The following is a 16,368-nucleotide window of genomic DNA, read 5'->3' on the forward strand; positions in this document are numbered from 1 at the left end:
ATGCCCTAGGTCCAGAACTTCGGCGTTTTCCTGGTGGCGTCCCAGTAGCCTTTGGCATGCTGCCACTTGGCCTGGCACTGGGCCTCGTGCCAGCCGATGACGAAGCCGATCGCCAGCCGCGCCGTTTCGGACTGGGGTCCGGTGGCGGTGTATTTTTCCGGCAGGGTCTCGGCCATTGCGACGTCGTTGAGATAGCCGAAAATGTCCTGCAGCTTCTTCATGCGCTTCAGGAACGGTTTCACACCGTCGGCCGGATAGAGGCTGCCGAAGAACTCGATGCCGTAGCGCATCTTCTTCATCGCCTTGCGCATTTCATGGCGTTCGGGGACGGACAGGCCCTCGATGCGCTTGCCGTATTTCAGCACCTTTTTCCACTGTCTGGCGAGGGCATGGCCGGCATACTTCTCGATCGGTTGCGCCAGAAGCGCGGTCTGGCCGAGATTTTCCGGATCGAGCCAGCCCCGGCCCTCGGTGAAGGCGGCCAGATCCAGCAGGAAGGCGTTGACCTCCGCCGATTTCAGATGATCGGTCAGCGTGCCACGGGTGTCCTTCCCGCGCGCCGCGTTCAGATCCGTCAGCAAGGCGTCGAAGGACAGGCTGTCCGGCGCCTTTTCGATCAGCGGAACGACGATTTCATCGATCAGCACATCCATATCCCGCAAGGCACCGGCCTCGGTGGCGATGATGCGGGCCATCGCGTCCAGCGGCTGCGTGGTCGCCGGATTGAGGATCGGCCGGAACAGCCGGAACGCACTGCGCAGCCGGCGCAGGCCGACGCGCAACTGGTGCGGGCCTTCCGGGTCTTCGGAAGCCAGAACCACCAGCCGGTTTTCGGATATCTGGGTCAGGCAGGACCGCAGCACATCGCGGAAGGCGACCTCCGTCGAGGCGCCGTGCGTGAACGAGACGGCCTCGGCGAAGCAGGGCGTGCGTTCTTCCGGGGTGCTGCCCTCTGCAAAGCGGTAACCGCGCTCTGCCTTACTGAACGGCGAATACCGGAAGGGGACATCACCAAGCACCGCCCGGGCTGCCTCATACAGAGCCAGACTCGGACCGGATTTCAGTTCCATTTCCAGCTCGGTGAGCGGCTGGGTTCCCGCGCCCGCCAGGATGTTGCCGGTGTCGAAGGCGAGTTCGATCCGCGCGCCGTCGCTGTCGCGGGACAATTGCCGGGTCGTCCGCTTCATCACCGTCTCGAAACACTCGGCCAGGGGCGCCTCGCCGATGGTCGCGGTCAGCGTGTCGCGCACCGACGGGTCCTCGATCACGGAGAAATCGAGCGCGCGGCCGGAAACCGGGTGTTCCGCCTCGACCGGCGTCGACAGGCCGCCCATCACGCCGGTTCCCAGCTTGACGGTCTGCACCCAGCTGCGGCCGGCCTTGCGCACCCTCAGGGAGATCTTGGCCTTGCGCAGTGCCTGGTCAGGCGTGTCGAAATAGATGGACTGCAGGGTTTTGGTCACCGCCTTGCCGGCGGCGAACCCTTCGACGGTGCCGCCGCGCCTGATCGCGTCCTGGGCTGTCGGTTCCAGTTCGAGCTTGAGCTCGATTTCACGTCCTGATTTGCTCATTCCGGATTGTTAGCCAACCCCGATCCGCTTGTCCAGAAAAAGCGCACAATTTGCGCTTTTGTTCGCTGTCTAAACAATCGCGATTGTGCCTGACCTGTTCGCACCTTCAAGGTTATCCTGGATTTCCGTGCGGCGCAGGTCTCACCTGTCCGGTAGCACGAACCGGCGCTTTTCGGGAGGCGATGGCGCCCGCCAAAGCCGCTACTTCCGCAGCCGGGAAATCACGGTGCGGGTCTTGTCGGCAATGCGGGCGGCGAGGCGAAAATAACGCGGCACCGGGTTGTGATTGAAGGCAATTTTCCGGATGTAGACCGGCACGTGCCATTCGGCCACGGTGCCGGCGGGAAAGAACAGGTTGACGCCCGGTTCGCCGACATAGGTGTTGCCGTTGTGATCGGTGATCTCGACCCGGCCTTCCAGGAACATCACCGCTTCGTCCATGGCGTAATGCCAGCGGAACCGGCCGGCGGTGCACGACCAGTGGCAGACGTCGCCGCGGCGGTCGCTCAGTCCGGACAGCTGCCTGCACATCGCCCGGGGGGAGCCTTCCAGGATCCATTCCGGCCGGATCGGCGCCGGCGCCAGGTCGCTCACGGGCATCCGGTCCAGGGTGAACACCTCGGCTCCGGTTCGCACGGTTGCCTCGGCATTTGACTGGAACCCCAGTTTCGAGGCCAGCCCCTCCGGCGCGATGCGCCCGGCAAGGTCCGATCCCGGAAAATTCGACTTTTTGACCTGTGGCATGTTTTCTCCCGTCCTCCAGTCGGGAAACATCCTTGCGGGCACGCGGTTGAAACAGTCTTAAGCGCGGGGGACGCGCGGGGCCAACCGGGGCCGAAGTCGGCCGATTGTTAAAGTTACGGTGAACCGGCGGTAAATACAGATCTTAAAATTCGCGGTTTCTCTGCTCCAGCGGCCGTCTGCGATCCGCCCCGGTTGGTTGCCCGCGCAGGGCCCGCGCAGCACCCCGTGCGGACGCCTTCGGGCACCCCGTCCCGGTCGCCTGCCCGGACCCGCCCCGAACCGCTTGCATCCCGCCGGACGCCATGATAGGCACCCTCTCCGGGCCCCTCTGGCGGAATTGGTAGACGCGCGGGATTCAAAATCCCGTTTCTTCGGAAGTGCCGGTTCGATTCCGGCGGGGGGCACCATTTTTCCCTGCGCTACCGCCCTTCGGGCTACCTGAGCGCGGCTTTCCTTGCGCTACCGCCTGCCGGCTACTTGAGCGCGGGGCATCCTTGCACCACCGGCCTATCATCCTACTTGAGCGCGGTTCTCCTCGCGTTACTTCCTGCCGGCTATTTGACGCGGCTTTTCTTGTATTGCCGCCCCGTTGGTCGCGCAGGCGATGGAATTCCCGCGAACGTGTCCATTTCCCCGGATGACATTTCCCGCCTGACCCGCTATGGGAAGCGGCATGATCAGACGCCTTTATGACTGGACCCTGTCCCTTGCCGCCGGACCGCGTGCGCCTGTCGCGCTGGGGTCGGTGTCCTTTGTCGAAAGCTCGGTATTTCCGCTGCCGCCGGACATCCTGCTGATCCCGATGGTGATCGCCCGGCGCGACAGGGCTTGGTGGTATGCGCTGCTGTGCACCGTGACCTCGGTCCTGGGCGGTATCCTTGGATACCTGATCGGCATGTTCCTGTTCGAGCAGGTGGCCGTGCCGATCCTGACCTTCTACGGCAAGATGGGCTTCGTCGAGGAGTTCAAGGAGATCTATCACCAGTACGGCTGGTGGTTCGTCTTCATCGCGGGACTGACGCCGTTTCCCTACAAGGTGATCACGATTGCCTCCGGTGCGCTCGGGCTGAGCCTGCCGGTGTTCATCGCGGCCAGCATCGTGTCGCGCGGGATCCGGTTCTTCGCGGTTTCCGGCCTGCTTTACCTGTTCGGCCCGCCCATCCGCGATTTCATCGAAAAGCGTCTCGGTCTCATGTTCACGCTGTTCGTGGTGTTGCTGGTCGGCGGCTTCGCCGCGCTGAAGTTCCTGTGATCGACGAGGGCATCATGAAATCTGAAACCATGGCACGTTATGCGACCGGGCTGCTGCTGCTTGGCGGACTGGCGGCGATCGCGACGGCCTGGGGCTTTCAGCTGATCGGCGGCTTCGTGCCGTGCAAGCTCTGCCTCGAACAGCGCATCCCCTATTATGCCGGACTGCCGCTGGCCGCCTTGGCGCTTTTGCTGATGGTTCGGGGCCGGACCGGCCTGGCCGTGCTCGCGCTGCTGCTGGTCGCGGCGGTGTTCGCCTATGGGTCTGGTCTGGGCATCTACCAGGCGGGCGCCGAATGGGCGCTCTGGGACGGGCCGAACGACTGTGGCGGCGGCAGCGCGGCGCCCAGTTCGGCGGCCGACATGCTCAAGACCCTGCAGGCGACCCGTATCGTCAGTTGCACGGAGGCAAGCTGGCGGCTGATGGGTCTGTCGTTCGCCGGCTGGAACGCGGTTGCCTCCGCGGGCCTTGCCGTGCTCGCGCTCCTGGCGGCTTTGCTGTTGAAACGGAGCGGCAACAAGGCCAGTGTGGAGGCATGAGCACGCCTGAACATCCAAAGGACAAGCAGCGCCGGGACGCGCTCCACGCGCTCGACAGGGTCGAGGCCGAAAGCGAGACCATCGCCGGCTCGACCTTCGTGCGCATGGCCGACCGGGCCCGGAGCCATCTGAGCGCCGGGGACAAGGACGAGGACGACCGGATCGAGGTTCTTGGAACACGCATCGGCCGGAGCCTTGGCGTGATATTCGCAATCGGACTGGTGATCTACCTTATCGTCACCTACCTGTAGGCGGCGATCCCCGGTGGGATCGGCCGGTCAGACAGGCAATTGAAGAAGCGTCAGGGGACCCCATATGGCATCCGTCCGGCCGGTCAGCCGAAGTGGCTGGACCGAACGCAAGGCACCCGAACTGGAAGATTTCGAGGCCATGGCCAGTGAAGTCCTGGCCGGGCTTCCGGACGATCTTTTGCTGCGCTGCGGTCACTTGCAGATCAGCCTGGCCGACTATGCGCCCGACGACGTTCTGGATGCGCTTGCCATCGACGACCCGCACGACCTTCTCGGCCTGTTCGAGGGCGAAGGCCTGAGCGAGGGCGAGGAGACCCGGATCTCAGGCCAGATGCCCAACCGGATCTGGCTGTTCCGCCGGCCGATCCTGGACTATTGGGCAGCCATGGACGAATCGCTGGGCGATGTGGTCGCCCATGTCCTCATTCACGAAATCGGCCATCATTTCGGCCTGTCGGACCAGGACATGGAACGCATCGAGGCCGCCGCCGACAGGTGATGGCCTGCGGGGAGGGCGTGTCCCTCCCGCAACAGGGCGCGTTGTCGATCTCAGGAGCGACTCTCGCAGGGGAGCTTTACTCCGCGGCTTCCGCTTGTGCGCGGTCGATCGATTCCGTGATCAGCCTCTTGGCGGTTTCCACGCCTTCGATCCCGGTGATCTTGACCCATTTGCCCGGTTCCAGATCCTTGTAATGCTCAAAGAAATGCTTCACCTGGGCCATGGTGATGTCCGGGAGGTCGCTGATGTCGTTGATGTCGTCGTAGCGCTTGGACAGCTTGTGGGACGGAACGGCGATGATCTTCTCGTCCTGGCCGGATTCGTCTTCCATCAGGAGCACGCCGATCGGGCGGCAGCTCATGATCGCGCCGGGGACGATCGGGCGCTGGTTGACCACGACAACGTCAATCGGGTCGCCGTCGCCGCACAGGGTGTGCGGAACGAAACCGTAGTTGCCCGGATAGCGCATCGGGGTATAGAGGAAACGGTCGACATACATCGCACCGGCTTCCTTATCCATCTCGTATTTGATGGGTTCGCCGCCGACAGACACCTCGATGATGACGTTGATGTCTTCGGGCGGGTTCTTGCCAATCGGCACGGCGTCGATACGCATCGGGAAAACTCCTGTTGATCGCTGCTGCGTCTATCGCAATCCCGCCGGGGAAGTTCAAGCCTTTAATTTTGCATTGCACCTAATTGATTAACGTGGCTTGATCCGATCGCTGAACCTGGTGTGGAGGTGCAATCATGACACGGCTGACATGTGGTCTGAAACGGGTTTTTCCGCCGGCAACGGTTCCCTTCATGCTGATGCTGTTCATTCTGGCGCTGGCGGGATCCCTGCCGCAAGCCCGCGCGGCAGGCGCGGACAGCGCCTACACCAAGATCCGGCTTGAGGCCTGCGCCCAGATCGAAACCGCTTCCGAGGAAGGCACCTTCGGCGGCGCCTGGGAGTGCCCCGGGTACCAGGGGCAGGCGGTTTACGTCGCCGAGGGCGACCTGCGCATGTTCATCTCCTTCGGCCCGTTCGCCGCGGACGAACCGGCGGCCGGGCAGACATTGCCGAATTTCAACACCGTCAACGAGACCCTCGAGTGGCGCCTTGACGGCGGAACGCCGGTTGCCACGATCCTGCGCTGGTTCCCGAGCCTGGACGACGGCGCCAGCACCGGCAGCGTCCTGATCGTGACCCAGTTGAAACCCGGTGGCGGCACCTGCCAGATCGCGCGGGTCGATGCCCAGGCCAACAGCAATGCCAATGTCATGGCACGTCAGGCCGCCGATACGCTGGCAGGCACGTTCGACTGTGCCGAGCCGCCGCGGATCCTGGGACAACCCGGCATTCTCCAGTGGTGATACCAACCGCAATTGATAGGAACCTGTCTGATCAGGCGGGCTTCGCTGGCCAGGTGTAGATCGACAGTTCCAGCCGGCGGCCGCCGGGCCGGTACCAGGATTTCGCCGACAGCCGGCCGCCGACGGCCTTGTAGAAGGCGCGGGCGGGCTGGTTGTCGCTGAGCACCTGGACGGCGAGGCCGGACATGTTCCTGCTGGCAAGGGAGGCCCGGACATGGTCGAACAGGGTGCGGCCGAAGCCCAGGCCCTGATATTCCGGTTTCAGGTACAGCTCGTAGATCTCGCCTTCCATGCCGGTGTCGGCGAGCCGGCAGGGACCGCTGGTGGCATAGCCGGCGGGCACGTCGGCGATGGTGAGGATCCGGATGTCGACGCCGCGGGCGAGCGCGCCGTGCCACCAGTCCGTGCCCCGGCGCGATACCATTTTCTGCAGGTCGACGCCGTGCAGAACACCCCGATAGGCACCCAGCCAGGCTTCGCTGTGAATGCCGGCAAGGGCATCGCAATCCGCGGTCCGGGCCGCGCGGAGATCGATCAGGTCCGTGGTCATCGTCAAAAAAGGATACATCAAGAGCCCGAATGAAAAAGGGGCAATCTTGAGGCTGTCGCCGGAAAACGGCGCGCGGCCGGACGTGTCTCCGGAAATCTGGCGAGAACGGGCGGGTCAGCCGTCCGCGCGCAGGCGCGCAAGGATCTCCTCGGCGACGTCCTGGCGGACCATGCCGCGCGCCTTGAGTTCTTCCGCGACCCTGTCGATTTCCGGGCCGGCGGCGCCGACCATCATGGCCACGTTCTGGGCGTGCAGGGCCATGTGGCCCTTCTGAATGCCGGTTGTCGCCAGAGCGCGCATGGCGCCGAAATTCTGGGCGAGGCCGACCGAGACGATGATGCGGGCCAGTTCGTCGGCGGTGGTCACACCGAGGATCTTCAGGTTGGCCTGTGCCGTCGGATGGATTTTCGTGGCGCCGCCGATGAGACCGACCGCCATCGGCATCTCCAGAATGCCGACGAGGTTGCCGTCGCCATCCTTCTCCCAGCGGGTCATGGAGCGGTAGCGGCCGTCCCGGACGGTGAAGGCATGGGCTCCGGCTTCGATCGCGCGGGTGTCGTTGCCCGTCGCCAGCACGACGGCGCTGATGCCGTTCATGATGCCCTTGTTGTGGGTGGCCGCGCGGTAGGGGTCGCTATCGGCGAAATGATACGCCGACAGCATGTCGTCGCGCACCCGGTCTCCGCCGATCTCGTCAACCGGCCAGACCGCGCGTACGCGGGCCAGGCGGCGGTCGGCCAGATTGGTCAGGATGCGCAACAGGCTGCGGGCGCCGGTCCATTCCTCCAGTTTCGGGGCCAGTGCCTCGGCCATGCTGTTGACCGCATTGGCGCCCATGGCGTCCCGGGTGTCGACAATGATGTGCACCACGGTCATCGGCCCTTCCGGTGTGCCGATGACGCGGATGTCGAGATCGCGGAAGCCACCGCCGAATTTCACCAGAAGCGGATCGGTGGCATCGCAGATCGTCCGGATGTCCCCGATACGCTCCAGCACCTTCATGCGGACGTTTTCCGGATCGTCGGCGCCCAGAAGCTGGATCTGCGCGGCCATCACCGGGCCGCTGGTCGAGGTGCGGAAGCCGCCGGTGGAGCGGCAGCGCTTGGCGGAATTGCAGACCGCCGCGATGACCGAGGATTCCTCGGTTGCCATCGGCACCAGAACGTCCCGTCCGTCCACGGTGATGTTGGTGGCGATGCCGACCGGGATGGCCATGCTGGAGATGGCGTTCTCGATCAGACGGTCGGCCAGGTCGATCTGTCCGGAGGCCGCATCGGCGAGGCCGGCGACGGCTTCATTGTCCAGTCCGGCCTGCCGGGCCACGGCCTGCAGCCGGGCCTCCGGAGACATTTTGTGAAAGCCTTCAATTCGGGACGAGGTGACGTCGCTCATCGGATGTCCTGCGGTTCAGTTGATCATGGAATTGGGAAGCCAGAGCACGATCTGCGGGAACAGTGCGCAGATCAGGATGCCCAGGGCCTGGAGGAGGATGAAGGGAACAATGGCACGGTAGACGGTGCCCATGCCGATTCCGGAGGGCAGCACTCCCTTCATGTAGAAAAGCGTGTAGCCGAAGGGGGGCGAGATGTAGGCCATCTGTGCGGAGACCAGGAACAGGACGCCGAACCAGAGCCGGTCGAAGTCCAGGAAGTCGATCACCGGCAGAAACACCGGAACGCACAAGAGAATGATGCCGATCTCGTCGAGGAACATGCCCAGAAGAAACAGCATGCCCAGCATCACCATCAGCACGACCCAGGGGCTGGCGTCGAGGGTCTGGATGAAGGTCAGCAGGAAATCGGCACCGCCGGTGCCGGTGAAGATCGCCACGAACGCCCGGGCGCCGATCGTGATCCAGAGGATCATCGCCGTGACCTTGACCACGTCCAGAGCCACCCCGGACACGAGTTCCCAACCGAGACGGCGCTCGACCAGCGCGGACAGGAACGCGAGGAACACGCCGACCGCTGCGGCCTCGGTCGGTGTGGCGATGCCCATGTAGATGGTGCCGAGAACGCCGACGATGATGATGAGGGGCAGCACTAGCGATTTCAGCGCGGCGATGCGTTCGTCCCAGGTGGCGGCTTCGCTGTCGTCCGGCCGTGGCGCGACGGCGGGGTTGAGGGCCGCGCGCAGGACGATGTAGCCGATATAAAGGGACGCCAGCAGCAGTCCGGGCACGACGCCGGCGATGAACATCTGGCCGATGGAGGCCTGGGCCGTGACCGCGTAGACAATGGTGATCACGGACGGGGGAATGAGGATGCCGAGGGTTCCGCCGGCGCAGATCGTGCCGATGGCGAGTTCCGGACTGTAGTTGCGCTTGAGCATCGAGGGCAGGGCAAGCATGCCCATGGCGGCCACGGCGGCGCCGACGATGCCGGTCATGGCAGCGATAATGGTGCAGATGACGATGGTGCCCACAGCCAGTCCGCCCGGCAGGCGCCGCGACCACAGTTCCATCGCCCGGTAAAGACTTTCGATGACGCCGGATCTCTGCAGGGTGCTTGCCATCATGACGTAGAGCGGGATCGCGAGCAGTGATTCCGACGTCATGGTGGAATAGAGATTGAGGACGGTCACGGTCAGGGCGGCCGGGCCCCACAGCAGCAATGTGAAGACGAGGGCCAGCGCGCCGAGCGTGAAGGCAAGCGGCACGCCCGTCAGCAGCAGGCCGATCAGGCCGGAGAACATGATGAAAAGAACGAATTCGGAGCTCATGCGTCCGCTCCGATGGTGTTTTCAGCGGGAAAAACCGTGCGAAGGATTTCCACGACGGCCTGGGCGAACAGCATCGCGAAGGCGAATGGCACAATGAATTTCAGCCACCAGATCGGCGGGTTCCAGGCGGAAAAGCTGGTTTCGCCCATGCCGTAGGCATTGATCGCCAGCGGCCAGCTGACCACCGCGAACACACCGGCAAATACGGCGACGACAAGATAGGTGAACACGTCCGAGACAGCTTTCGCTCGTCCGTGCAACTTGTCACTGAATATGTCGACGGCCACATGGCCCTTCAGATGCAGCAGGTACGGACCGGCCAGCATGAAATGGGGGCCGAAGACAAGCGTGCTTGCCTCCATCGCCCAGACCGTCGGGGCGTCAAAGGCATAGCGGGCGACAACCTCGAAGAGCAGCATCGGCACCACGGCGAAGATGAGTGCGGCGGCCACAAGGAAAAGGACCCGGTTGAGGCCGGTGACGAGGGAGCAGATCGAATTCATGACATCGTGACCGCGGGAAGGCTGGGGCACACAGCTGGCGGCCGGTGCCGAAGCACCGGCCGCCAGCCGGCGGGAGGAAGATCGAACGAGATCCTAGAGCAGACCCAGAGACGTCATGAAGTCAACCTGGCTGTTGAGGACGCGGGTTGCCAGGTCGTCGTCCTTGGTCGCCTTTTTCCAGGCTTCCACGGCCTTCTGGCGATTGGCGGCCACGTCCGCCGGATCGAGGGTGATGATCTCGACGCCCTCGTCCTGATACTTCTCAAGAACTTCGACGTTCTGGACCAGGATGTGCTGGCGCAGCGCGCCGGACACTTCCCGTGCCGCAACGGCGAGGGCCGCCTTGTAGGCGTCCGGAAGCGCCGCATAGGCTGCCTGATTGGCGACATAGCTGGTCGCGGTGGTCGGCTGGTGCACGCCGGGCAGGATGATGAACTTGGCAACCTCGGCCAGACCGGCCTCGTAGTTGGCTGTCAGATCGCCCCGGTCGGCAAAATCGATCAGGCCTTTTTCAAGCGCCGTGTAGACCTCACCGGTCGCCATGGGCGTGACGGCGACGTCCATGTCTCCCATGACGGCGGAGGCCAGTCCGACGAAACGGCCTTTCTTGCCGGCCATGTCCGCGATGGTTTCCATCCTGACCGTGGAGTGGATGGGTTCTTCGCCATAGACCGACGGCGCGATGTAGAAGAGACCGGCCTTGGCATAGGCTTCGCGGGCGAGGTCCAGTCCGCCGAGTTCATAGAACCAGGCTTCATACTGGTCGGAATCGGGGAAGCCGAAGGGGACCGTAGACGTGAAGGCGAAGGCCGGGATCTTGCCGGCTTCGTAGCCGTCGAAGGTCTTCATCATCTCGAAGGCACCGGCGCGCACGGCGTCGAAAGCCTGGTTGGCCGGGACAAGCTGTCCGGCGGAAAACAGCTTGATGTCGAATTTGCCGTCCGTCAGTTCGCTGACGCGCTCGACGAATTTCTTTTCGTATTCATACGGTGTGGTGCCCGCGTCCCAAAGCGCCTGCATGCGCCATTCCACGGCATCCTGAGCCTGTGCCGCGACCGGTGCGGCCAGTGCAACCCCACCCATGACAAGACCCGCAAGGAGCCCGCGTCTGTTTACTGCCATTGTTTTTCCTCCCGTTCAGACATTTGCTTTCTTGACTAATGGCGCAAACTGTCATGAAAAGTAGTGGGACAATCAAGGGACGGTTGGGTGGAAAATTCAAGTCACTGTCCCAGTGAAAACGGGGGGACAACCCTATGAGCGACGGCAAACGGCGTCTCACGCGCGTCGACGAGATTGTGGAAAAGGTGACGCTGATGCTGGAGGCGGGTGCCTACAAGGCCTTTGAGCGGCTGCCCTCCGTTCGTCACGGCGCCCGCGCACACGGCGTCTCGAAAAACACCATGGCGGAGGCTTACGACCGGCTGGTGGCGCGCGGTCTGCTCGAAGCGCGGCCCGGATCGGGCTATTACATCTCCCAGGTCAGGCCGGACACACCGGCCCCGTCGGCACCTCATGTTGCCGCCGCCGTCGACGGTATTTCCCTGCTGCGTGAACAACTGGAAAAGCATTACGAGGTGCGCCCGGGGGACGGCCGCCCCCCGCCCTTCTGGATGGAAGGCTCCGAACTCAGGCGGCATTTTGCGGTTGCCAAGGTTCCCTATCCGGAAGAAATCCAGTTCGGTTACGGCAGTTTCTGGGGGTTCGGTCCGTTGCGCGACCGTCTGAGGATACAGTTGCTCGAGCGCTCGATCCCGGTGCAGCCGGACGGCCTGCTTCTGACCAACGGCGTCAACCACGGGCTGGACCTGATCATCCGTCACCTGACCGAGCCGGGAGACACGGTCTTCGTCGACGAACCGGGCTATTATCCGCTGTTTTCCAAGCTCACGTTCGCGAAGCTCAATATCGTCGGCATCCGGCGGGACAGGGATGGCCCGGACCTGGACGATCTCGCGGCGAAACTCGCGGTCCATCGGCCGAAGATGTTCTTCACCCAGTCGCACGGCCACAATCCGACCGGGGGTTCGCTGTCGCCGTCACGGTCGTTCGGGCTGATGCAACTGGCCGAACGCTGGGGCATTCTGCTGGTGGAAAACGATGCCCTGTCCGACATCCTGCCGTCGACGCTGCCGCGGCTTGCCGCGCTCAACGAGTTGAGCCGGGTTCTTTATCTGGGCAGCTTTTCAAAGACGTTGTCGGCAAGTCTGAGATGCGGCTATGTGGCCGGCTCGCCGGAGATCATCCGGCGCCTGGCGGACATCAAGATGATCACGCAGGTCAATTCGTCCGAGCATGTTGAACGGTTTGTCTTCAATCTCATCCAGGCGGGGCATTACCTGCGTCACCTCAGGCGTCTCAGGGGGCGGGTCGAGGAGGCCTACAAGGCGGCTTTCGGCAGTCTGGAAGCCCTGGGGCTTTCCCTGATGGAGAGTTCCGTACCGGGATTTTATCTGTGGGCCGAATTTCCCGGCGAGATCGACGAACAGGAATTGTGCGCGGAAGCCAGCCGGGCGAGCATCTTCATTTCGCCGGGCTCGGTTTTCTATCCGAACCGCAAAACCCGCCGGCGGGCGGCCATGCGGGTCAACGCGGCCTATGGCACAGACCCGAGGTTCCTCGGATTTCTCGACGATTTCCTGAAAAGGGCGAGATGACGGGATCGGGGCGGGCGCCCTGACGGAGGCCGTCAAATGAAAAGGGCCGGCTTGTCGCCGGCCCTTCAGTTGCCCTGATGTTTGACTCAGTTAAATCTGGTGGACCGGCGAAAACTCCGGGGGGCTGGGGGGCTAATGCATTCCGCAGCTTCCGCTTGTCCTACCCATCAGGGTATGATCTGAATATGGGTGGTCAAAATGGCTCGCCAAGGGCTGGAATGAGGCAAAAACAAGGAAATTTCTTCTTTCTTTCTGGGCAAAGTGCCGTAACGTCGTTTTTGTACGTTTTCCTCCGGAAATTCCCTCGTAAAATTACCGGCATTGCGGCCTGAAGAGGCCTTCGCGGCTTTGCGGACTTGCCATCCGACCCCAAGGCAACGCAAGATGACAGCCAGGTGACAGGCCGTGCCCGGCGCGATTCCCTCACCGCTGCGAAACCGCAAACGGAATGGAGGCGGAATGAGCGAAGCCGATGACAGCGCGTTCAAGCGCGGCACGGGATCCATCCCGATGCCGCAGGCCCAGCCGGCTCCCCCTTCCAAACCTGTGGTCGCCTTCGACCGGCGTGAACTCAATACGATCCTGAGGCTCTACGGCCTCATGGTGGCCGACGGCGAATGGCGCGACTATGCGATCGACCTTCTGAAGGACCGGGCGGTTTTCTCGGTGTTCCGCAGGTCCTCCGAAATGCCGCTTTACCGGATCGAGAAGGATCCGAAACTGGCCCGGCGCCAGGGGGCCTATTCGGTCGTTGCCACCGGCGGCGTGATCCTGAAGCGGGGCCACGACCTCGGCCAGGTTCTCAAGGTGCTCGAGAAAAAGAAACACCTTCGTGTCGTCCCCGCCTAGGGCTGGGTTTCATGCGGTGCCGGACGGATTGTAGACGATGTTGGCGGATGGCGAGAATTCCCGGAAGTAGGGCTCGCAATGGATCCGCTCCAGTCGGTTCATGTAGTCTCGCCGGTCCGGGTCCTGCGTGCGGCGCAGGCCGCGGGCGCGCCTGAGCGGTTCCGGGCAGTCGACGAAAATCGTTGCGTCGAACCAGCTTCTGACGGCCTCATGCAACAGGAAGATGCCGTCGCACAGAACGACGGCCGGCCGGCTGTCCCCGAGGTCCAGCGTGTAACAGGCGTCGAGTTCTCCGGAATCGGGGTTCCAGGCACGGTTGAATTCCAGACGCCTTTCCCTGCGCAGCGCGCTCAGCGCTTTTTCAATCTCGTTCCAGTCGTACCAGTGCTGAGGGTTTTCCGCGGTGCCTGCCCTGCCGCCGTCGCCGGTCTGCTCCGCGATGCGCCTTTCGCGGTCCTTGAAGCCGAGGCTGGAAAACCGGTCGCACTCGAAATGGCACGCCTTGCCTGCAAGCGCCTGCATCAACGACCGGCACAGGGTGGTTTTTCCTGCCCCCGCGAAGCCGCTGACGGCAACGAAGACACTGTCCCGGTGCCGGGCTCCTTCCTGGACCCGCGCCGTCAGGGTGGTAATGTCCCGGACTGGTTTCTGCGTGTCGCTCATCGGCTCCGGAGCGCTTTCAAATCAAGGAGGCTGACCGTCTGTCGCCCCCGAAGGCGTGATCGAAGCCGAGCGGGGGAATGTGTGAACCGCCAGGGGTTGCCGGCCGCGCTCAGAACTTCAACGACAGCTTGAGGTTGACCAGGTGGCTGTCGGCGTTTTCGCGAAAGGCTCCGGAATAGCCGATCGAGCTCTTCAGCCCGGACTCCTTGAAATCAAACTCCATGCCGGCTCCGACGAAGGCGATGTTCCGGCCGATCTCGGCGGTCGTGCCCGTCAGGTCAGAGCCGAGCAGCCGGACTTCGCGGCTGTACTGGTCCGGACCGATGGCGCGGGCATAGGCGATGTCGAATTGGGCGTGAACCGTGGCGAAGGCGAGGTCGGCGGCACGCGGGCGCATGTTGAGCCCCGGGCCGATCGTTGTTTCGGTGAAATTGCCGGCCGGGGCGGAGAGGTCGAACACGCCGGCACCGCTCTCGTCGTAGGCGCCCATCCATTGATGCACGACGCGGCCATGCAGATAGGGCCGGAGCGCTCCGGCGCGCGTGTCGAAGCTGGACCCGGCGCGCATGGCCAGCCAGCCGCCGAGGTCGGTGCTTTCACTGCTGGCGGTAAGGCCGGACCCACCGAGGACCGTGCCGCCCGTGCCTGAAATGTCCTTGCGCGTCTGATTGGTGCGGAACACGCTGAAGCCGGCGGCCGCATCCGCGAAATAACGGTCGTCGTCGTAAGTGCCGAAAACCGTCAGGTGATATCCCGTGACATCGGCGCGGTCGCTGCCCGACTTGATCCTGGAGCCGGTGAAACCGAGACCGGTCCCAAACGTCGTGGTGTCGGTTCGCAGCAGTTCCATGCTGCCGAAGACGCCTCCCGACCACGACTCGGCGTCGCTGCCGGACCCGTCTCCCGAAAGCCGGCTGGCGGTCATGATCGGCTGAATGACGATCCTCCTGCCGGACGCCTGCCCCTTGTTCCCGCCATGTGTGGAGACCATGACGCTGTTGCCGGCACCGGATCCCGCCAGATCCTGGCCGCGCCGGGTCACGGCGATGAGCTGGTTGAGAATGTCCATCCGGGCCCAGACGGCCTGGGCCGGAAAAGCGGCTGTCGTGGCCTGTTTCGTGGCCACAAGATTGCCGACATTCAAGAGGCCCCAGCCATAGACCCCGTCTATTCCGCTGGCGCCGATATCGGTTGAGGTCTGCAGCACAAGTTCGGCGAGTTCGGCCGCCGAGGCATTCGGGTACATCTCCCGGGCCAGGGCGAGGGCACCGGTGACATGGGGCGCGGCCATGGAGGTTCCGGAATACCGGACGTAGCCGCCGTCGGTGGCTGTGGAATAGATCCCGTCTTCGTCTTCGTCGTCACCGCCGCCAGGCGCGGCCATGCACCAGTTCGCGGCCACGCCGCACCAGTTCGCATAGTCGGTGATCTTGCCGTCGCGGCCGACTGCGGTCACGGCGAGCCAGCTTGACGTCAGTTCGGAGAAATAGAGCGGCAGTTGCGCTTCCAGGCCCGGATTGGTGTCCCCGTCGTTTCCCGTGGCCCAGACAAGGACCGCGCCGCGGTTGGCCGCATCCCGGAAGGCGCCCAGCTGGTTCGGCATGTTTTCGCGGATGTAGGCACGGCCCTCGGCAATGTCCTCGTCGTCTTCCGGGTCGACGACGTCGCCTCCCCAGGAGTTGTTGAAGAACTCGATGCCGTTGTCGAGGCCGTAGCTGTAAACCCGAGGAACGACGACCTCCAGCTCATCGTCGTCCGCGCTGCCGTCCTCGTCGAAGATGGTGAGGGCGGTCAGCTTCGCGTCCGGAGCCACACCCATCATGCCGGTGCCGTTGGAGGCCGCACCGATAATGCCGGAGACGTGGGTGCCGTGGCCGTTCGGATCGTCGGTGACGGGATCCTGGGTGTATCCGTCCAGGGAATAACCGCTCAGGTTGGGAGACAGATCGGTATGGTCCGGCGTTATGCCGGTATCGACAATGCCGACACTTGCGTTCTTGCCGGTGTAGCCGGCCTGGAAGGCCGCCTGGGCGCCGATCAGCCCGAGGCCATACTGATTGGAAAATTCATCCGCGAGACCGGACCCGGGCAAAAGGCAGACAATTGCTGGCAGGATGGCTGCCGGGCGGAACTTGGTATGGCGCATGGGGGGACCGTAAAATTGACAATTCGCGATGCTAACCGGAAATTGTGCTTTCAGTCAAAGCAGC

Annotated in this window: 17 protein-coding genes and 1 tRNA gene; 8 read left to right on the plus strand and 10 right to left on the minus strand. The window is 63.6% G+C overall.

Annotated features, from left to right (window positions below):
* Positions 1-5: 5 nt before the first annotated feature.
* Both WNZ15_RS13695 and WNZ15_RS13700 read right to left on the minus strand, forming a co-directional pair.
* Positions 6-1,571 carry a CYTH and CHAD domain-containing protein gene (locus tag WNZ15_RS13695; RefSeq protein WP_342893541.1) on the minus strand — a complete coding sequence of 522 codons (1,566 nt, stop codon included), beginning with the start codon at positions 1,569-1,571 and terminating at the stop codon, positions 6-8.
* Positions 1,572-1,772: 201 nt separating this feature from the next.
* On the minus strand, positions 1,773-2,315 hold the full coding sequence (locus WNZ15_RS13700) for a cupin domain-containing protein (RefSeq protein WP_342893542.1): 543 nt from the start codon (positions 2,313-2,315) through the stop codon (positions 1,773-1,775).
* Positions 2,316-2,637: 322 nt separating this feature from the next.
* Between WNZ15_RS13700 and WNZ15_RS13705 the strand changes: the two genes are divergently transcribed.
* From WNZ15_RS13705 to WNZ15_RS13725, 5 genes are all read left to right on the plus strand, one after another.
* Positions 2,638-2,722 (plus strand) — tRNA-Leu (locus WNZ15_RS13705).
* A 266-nt stretch (positions 2,723-2,988) separates the two neighbouring features.
* On the plus strand, positions 2,989-3,567 hold the full coding sequence (locus WNZ15_RS13710) for a YqaA family protein (RefSeq protein ID WP_342893543.1): 579 nt from the start codon (positions 2,989-2,991) through the stop codon (positions 3,565-3,567).
* A 14-nt stretch (positions 3,568-3,581) separates the two neighbouring features.
* Positions 3,582-4,106, plus strand: coding sequence for a disulfide bond formation protein B (locus WNZ15_RS13715; protein WP_342893544.1), 525 nt, complete (start codon positions 3,582-3,584; stop codon positions 4,104-4,106).
* Positions 4,103-4,357 (plus strand): hypothetical protein, encoded by a 255-nt coding sequence (locus tag WNZ15_RS13720; RefSeq protein WP_342893545.1) that lies wholly within the window; start codon positions 4,103-4,105, stop codon positions 4,355-4,357. The genes WNZ15_RS13715 and WNZ15_RS13720 overlap by 4 nt, the downstream gene beginning before the upstream one ends.
* Before the next feature lie 64 nt (positions 4,358-4,421).
* On the plus strand, positions 4,422-4,856 hold the full coding sequence (locus WNZ15_RS13725; protein ID WP_342893546.1) for a metallopeptidase family protein: 435 nt from the start codon (positions 4,422-4,424) through the stop codon (positions 4,854-4,856).
* 76 nt (positions 4,857-4,932) lie between these two features.
* On the opposite strand, the gene ppa is transcribed toward WNZ15_RS13725, so the two are convergent.
* Entirely contained in the window at positions 4,933-5,472 is a 540-nt protein-coding gene (ppa, locus tag WNZ15_RS13730; RefSeq protein ID WP_342893547.1) for an inorganic diphosphatase, read from the minus strand.
* Between the two features lie 134 nt (positions 5,473-5,606).
* Between ppa and WNZ15_RS13735 the strand changes: the two genes are divergently transcribed.
* Entirely contained in the window at positions 5,607-6,215 is a 609-nt protein-coding gene (locus WNZ15_RS13735) for a hypothetical protein (RefSeq protein ID WP_342893548.1), read from the plus strand.
* A 31-nt stretch (positions 6,216-6,246) separates the two neighbouring features.
* Here the strand turns inward: WNZ15_RS13735 and WNZ15_RS13740 are convergent, their stop codons facing one another.
* The 5 genes from WNZ15_RS13740 to dctP form a co-directional block, all read right to left on the minus strand.
* A complete protein-coding gene (locus WNZ15_RS13740; RefSeq protein ID WP_342893549.1) occupies positions 6,247-6,783 on the minus strand; it encodes a GNAT family N-acetyltransferase in 537 nt (178 codons plus the stop codon).
* A gap of 96 nt (positions 6,784-6,879) precedes the next feature.
* Positions 6,880-8,157, minus strand: coding sequence for a hydroxymethylglutaryl-CoA reductase, degradative (locus WNZ15_RS13745; protein ID WP_342893550.1), 1,278 nt, complete (start codon positions 8,155-8,157; stop codon positions 6,880-6,882).
* Between the two features lie 15 nt (positions 8,158-8,172).
* The gene (locus WNZ15_RS13750; protein ID WP_342893551.1) at positions 8,173-9,486 is read right to left on the minus strand and encodes a TRAP transporter large permease subunit; all 1,314 of its coding nucleotides are present in this window, start codon (positions 9,484-9,486) and stop codon (positions 8,173-8,175) included.
* Positions 9,483-9,989 (minus strand): TRAP transporter small permease subunit, encoded by a 507-nt coding sequence (locus WNZ15_RS13755; RefSeq protein ID WP_342893552.1) that lies wholly within the window; start codon positions 9,987-9,989, stop codon positions 9,483-9,485. Before WNZ15_RS13755 ends, WNZ15_RS13750 begins: the two co-directional genes overlap by 4 nt.
* A gap of 93 nt (positions 9,990-10,082) precedes the next feature.
* Complete coding sequence (dctP, locus tag WNZ15_RS13760; RefSeq protein WP_342893553.1) at positions 10,083-11,111, minus strand: TRAP transporter substrate-binding protein DctP; 1,029 nt, start codon at positions 11,109-11,111, stop codon at positions 10,083-10,085.
* A 134-nt stretch (positions 11,112-11,245) separates the two neighbouring features.
* On the opposite strand from dctP, the gene WNZ15_RS13765 reads away from it, so the two are divergent.
* Both WNZ15_RS13765 and WNZ15_RS13770 read left to right on the plus strand, forming a co-directional pair.
* A complete protein-coding gene (locus WNZ15_RS13765) occupies positions 11,246-12,646 on the plus strand; it encodes a PLP-dependent aminotransferase family protein (protein ID WP_342893554.1) in 1,401 nt (466 codons plus the stop codon).
* Positions 12,647-13,105: 459 nt separating this feature from the next.
* On the plus strand, positions 13,106-13,495 hold the full coding sequence (locus WNZ15_RS13770; protein ID WP_342893555.1) for a DUF2794 domain-containing protein: 390 nt from the start codon (positions 13,106-13,108) through the stop codon (positions 13,493-13,495).
* A 9-nt stretch (positions 13,496-13,504) separates the two neighbouring features.
* Here WNZ15_RS13770 and WNZ15_RS13775 read toward each other — a convergent pair whose 3' ends face one another.
* Together WNZ15_RS13775 and WNZ15_RS13780 are read right to left on the minus strand one after the other, a co-directional pair.
* Positions 13,505-14,158, minus strand: a complete 654-nt coding sequence (locus WNZ15_RS13775) for a hypothetical protein (protein ID WP_342893556.1) — start codon at positions 14,156-14,158, stop codon at positions 13,505-13,507.
* Between the two features lie 109 nt (positions 14,159-14,267).
* The gene (locus WNZ15_RS13780; RefSeq protein WP_342893557.1) at positions 14,268-16,304 is read right to left on the minus strand and encodes a S8 family serine peptidase; all 2,037 of its coding nucleotides are present in this window, start codon (positions 16,302-16,304) and stop codon (positions 14,268-14,270) included.
* Positions 16,305-16,368: the final 64 nt, after the last annotated feature.

Origin of the sequence: Roseibium sp. AS2 (assembly GCF_038900065.1) — a bacterium.
Taxonomy (GTDB): Bacteria; Pseudomonadota; Alphaproteobacteria; order Rhizobiales; family Stappiaceae; genus Roseibium.

Coding starts and splice junctions, on each gene's coding strand:
- WNZ15_RS13695 (WP_342893541.1), bottom strand. CDS start 1,571: ATGAGCAAATCAGGACGTGAAATCGAGCTCAAGCTCGAACTGGAACCG.
- WNZ15_RS13700 (WP_342893542.1), bottom strand. CDS start 2,315: ATGCCACAGGTCAAAAAGTCGAATTTTCCGGGATCGGACCTTGCCGGG.
- WNZ15_RS13710 (WP_342893543.1), top strand. CDS start 2,989: ATGATCAGACGCCTTTATGACTGGACCCTGTCCCTTGCCGCCGGACCG.
- WNZ15_RS13715 (WP_342893544.1), top strand. CDS start 3,582: ATGAAATCTGAAACCATGGCACGTTATGCGACCGGGCTGCTGCTGCTT.
- WNZ15_RS13720 (WP_342893545.1), top strand. CDS start 4,103: ATGAGCACGCCTGAACATCCAAAGGACAAGCAGCGCCGGGACGCGCTC.
- WNZ15_RS13725 (WP_342893546.1), top strand. CDS start 4,422: ATGGCATCCGTCCGGCCGGTCAGCCGAAGTGGCTGGACCGAACGCAAG.
- ppa (WP_342893547.1), bottom strand. CDS start 5,472: ATGCGTATCGACGCCGTGCCGATTGGCAAGAACCCGCCCGAAGACATC.
- WNZ15_RS13735 (WP_342893548.1), top strand. CDS start 5,607: ATGACACGGCTGACATGTGGTCTGAAACGGGTTTTTCCGCCGGCAACG.
- WNZ15_RS13740 (WP_342893549.1), bottom strand. CDS start 6,783: ATGTATCCTTTTTTGACGATGACCACGGACCTGATCGATCTCCGCGCG.
- WNZ15_RS13745 (WP_342893550.1), bottom strand. CDS start 8,157: ATGAGCGACGTCACCTCGTCCCGAATTGAAGGCTTTCACAAAATGTCT.
- WNZ15_RS13750 (WP_342893551.1), bottom strand. CDS start 9,486: ATGAGCTCCGAATTCGTTCTTTTCATCATGTTCTCCGGCCTGATCGGC.
- WNZ15_RS13755 (WP_342893552.1), bottom strand. CDS start 9,989: ATGAATTCGATCTGCTCCCTCGTCACCGGCCTCAACCGGGTCCTTTTC.
- dctP (WP_342893553.1), bottom strand. CDS start 11,111: ATGGCAGTAAACAGACGCGGGCTCCTTGCGGGTCTTGTCATGGGTGGG.
- WNZ15_RS13765 (WP_342893554.1), top strand. CDS start 11,246: ATGAGCGACGGCAAACGGCGTCTCACGCGCGTCGACGAGATTGTGGAA.
- WNZ15_RS13770 (WP_342893555.1), top strand. CDS start 13,106: ATGAGCGAAGCCGATGACAGCGCGTTCAAGCGCGGCACGGGATCCATC.
- WNZ15_RS13775 (WP_342893556.1), bottom strand. CDS start 14,158: ATGAGCGACACGCAGAAACCAGTCCGGGACATTACCACCCTGACGGCG.
- WNZ15_RS13780 (WP_342893557.1), bottom strand. CDS start 16,304: ATGCGCCATACCAAGTTCCGCCCGGCAGCCATCCTGCCAGCAATTGTC.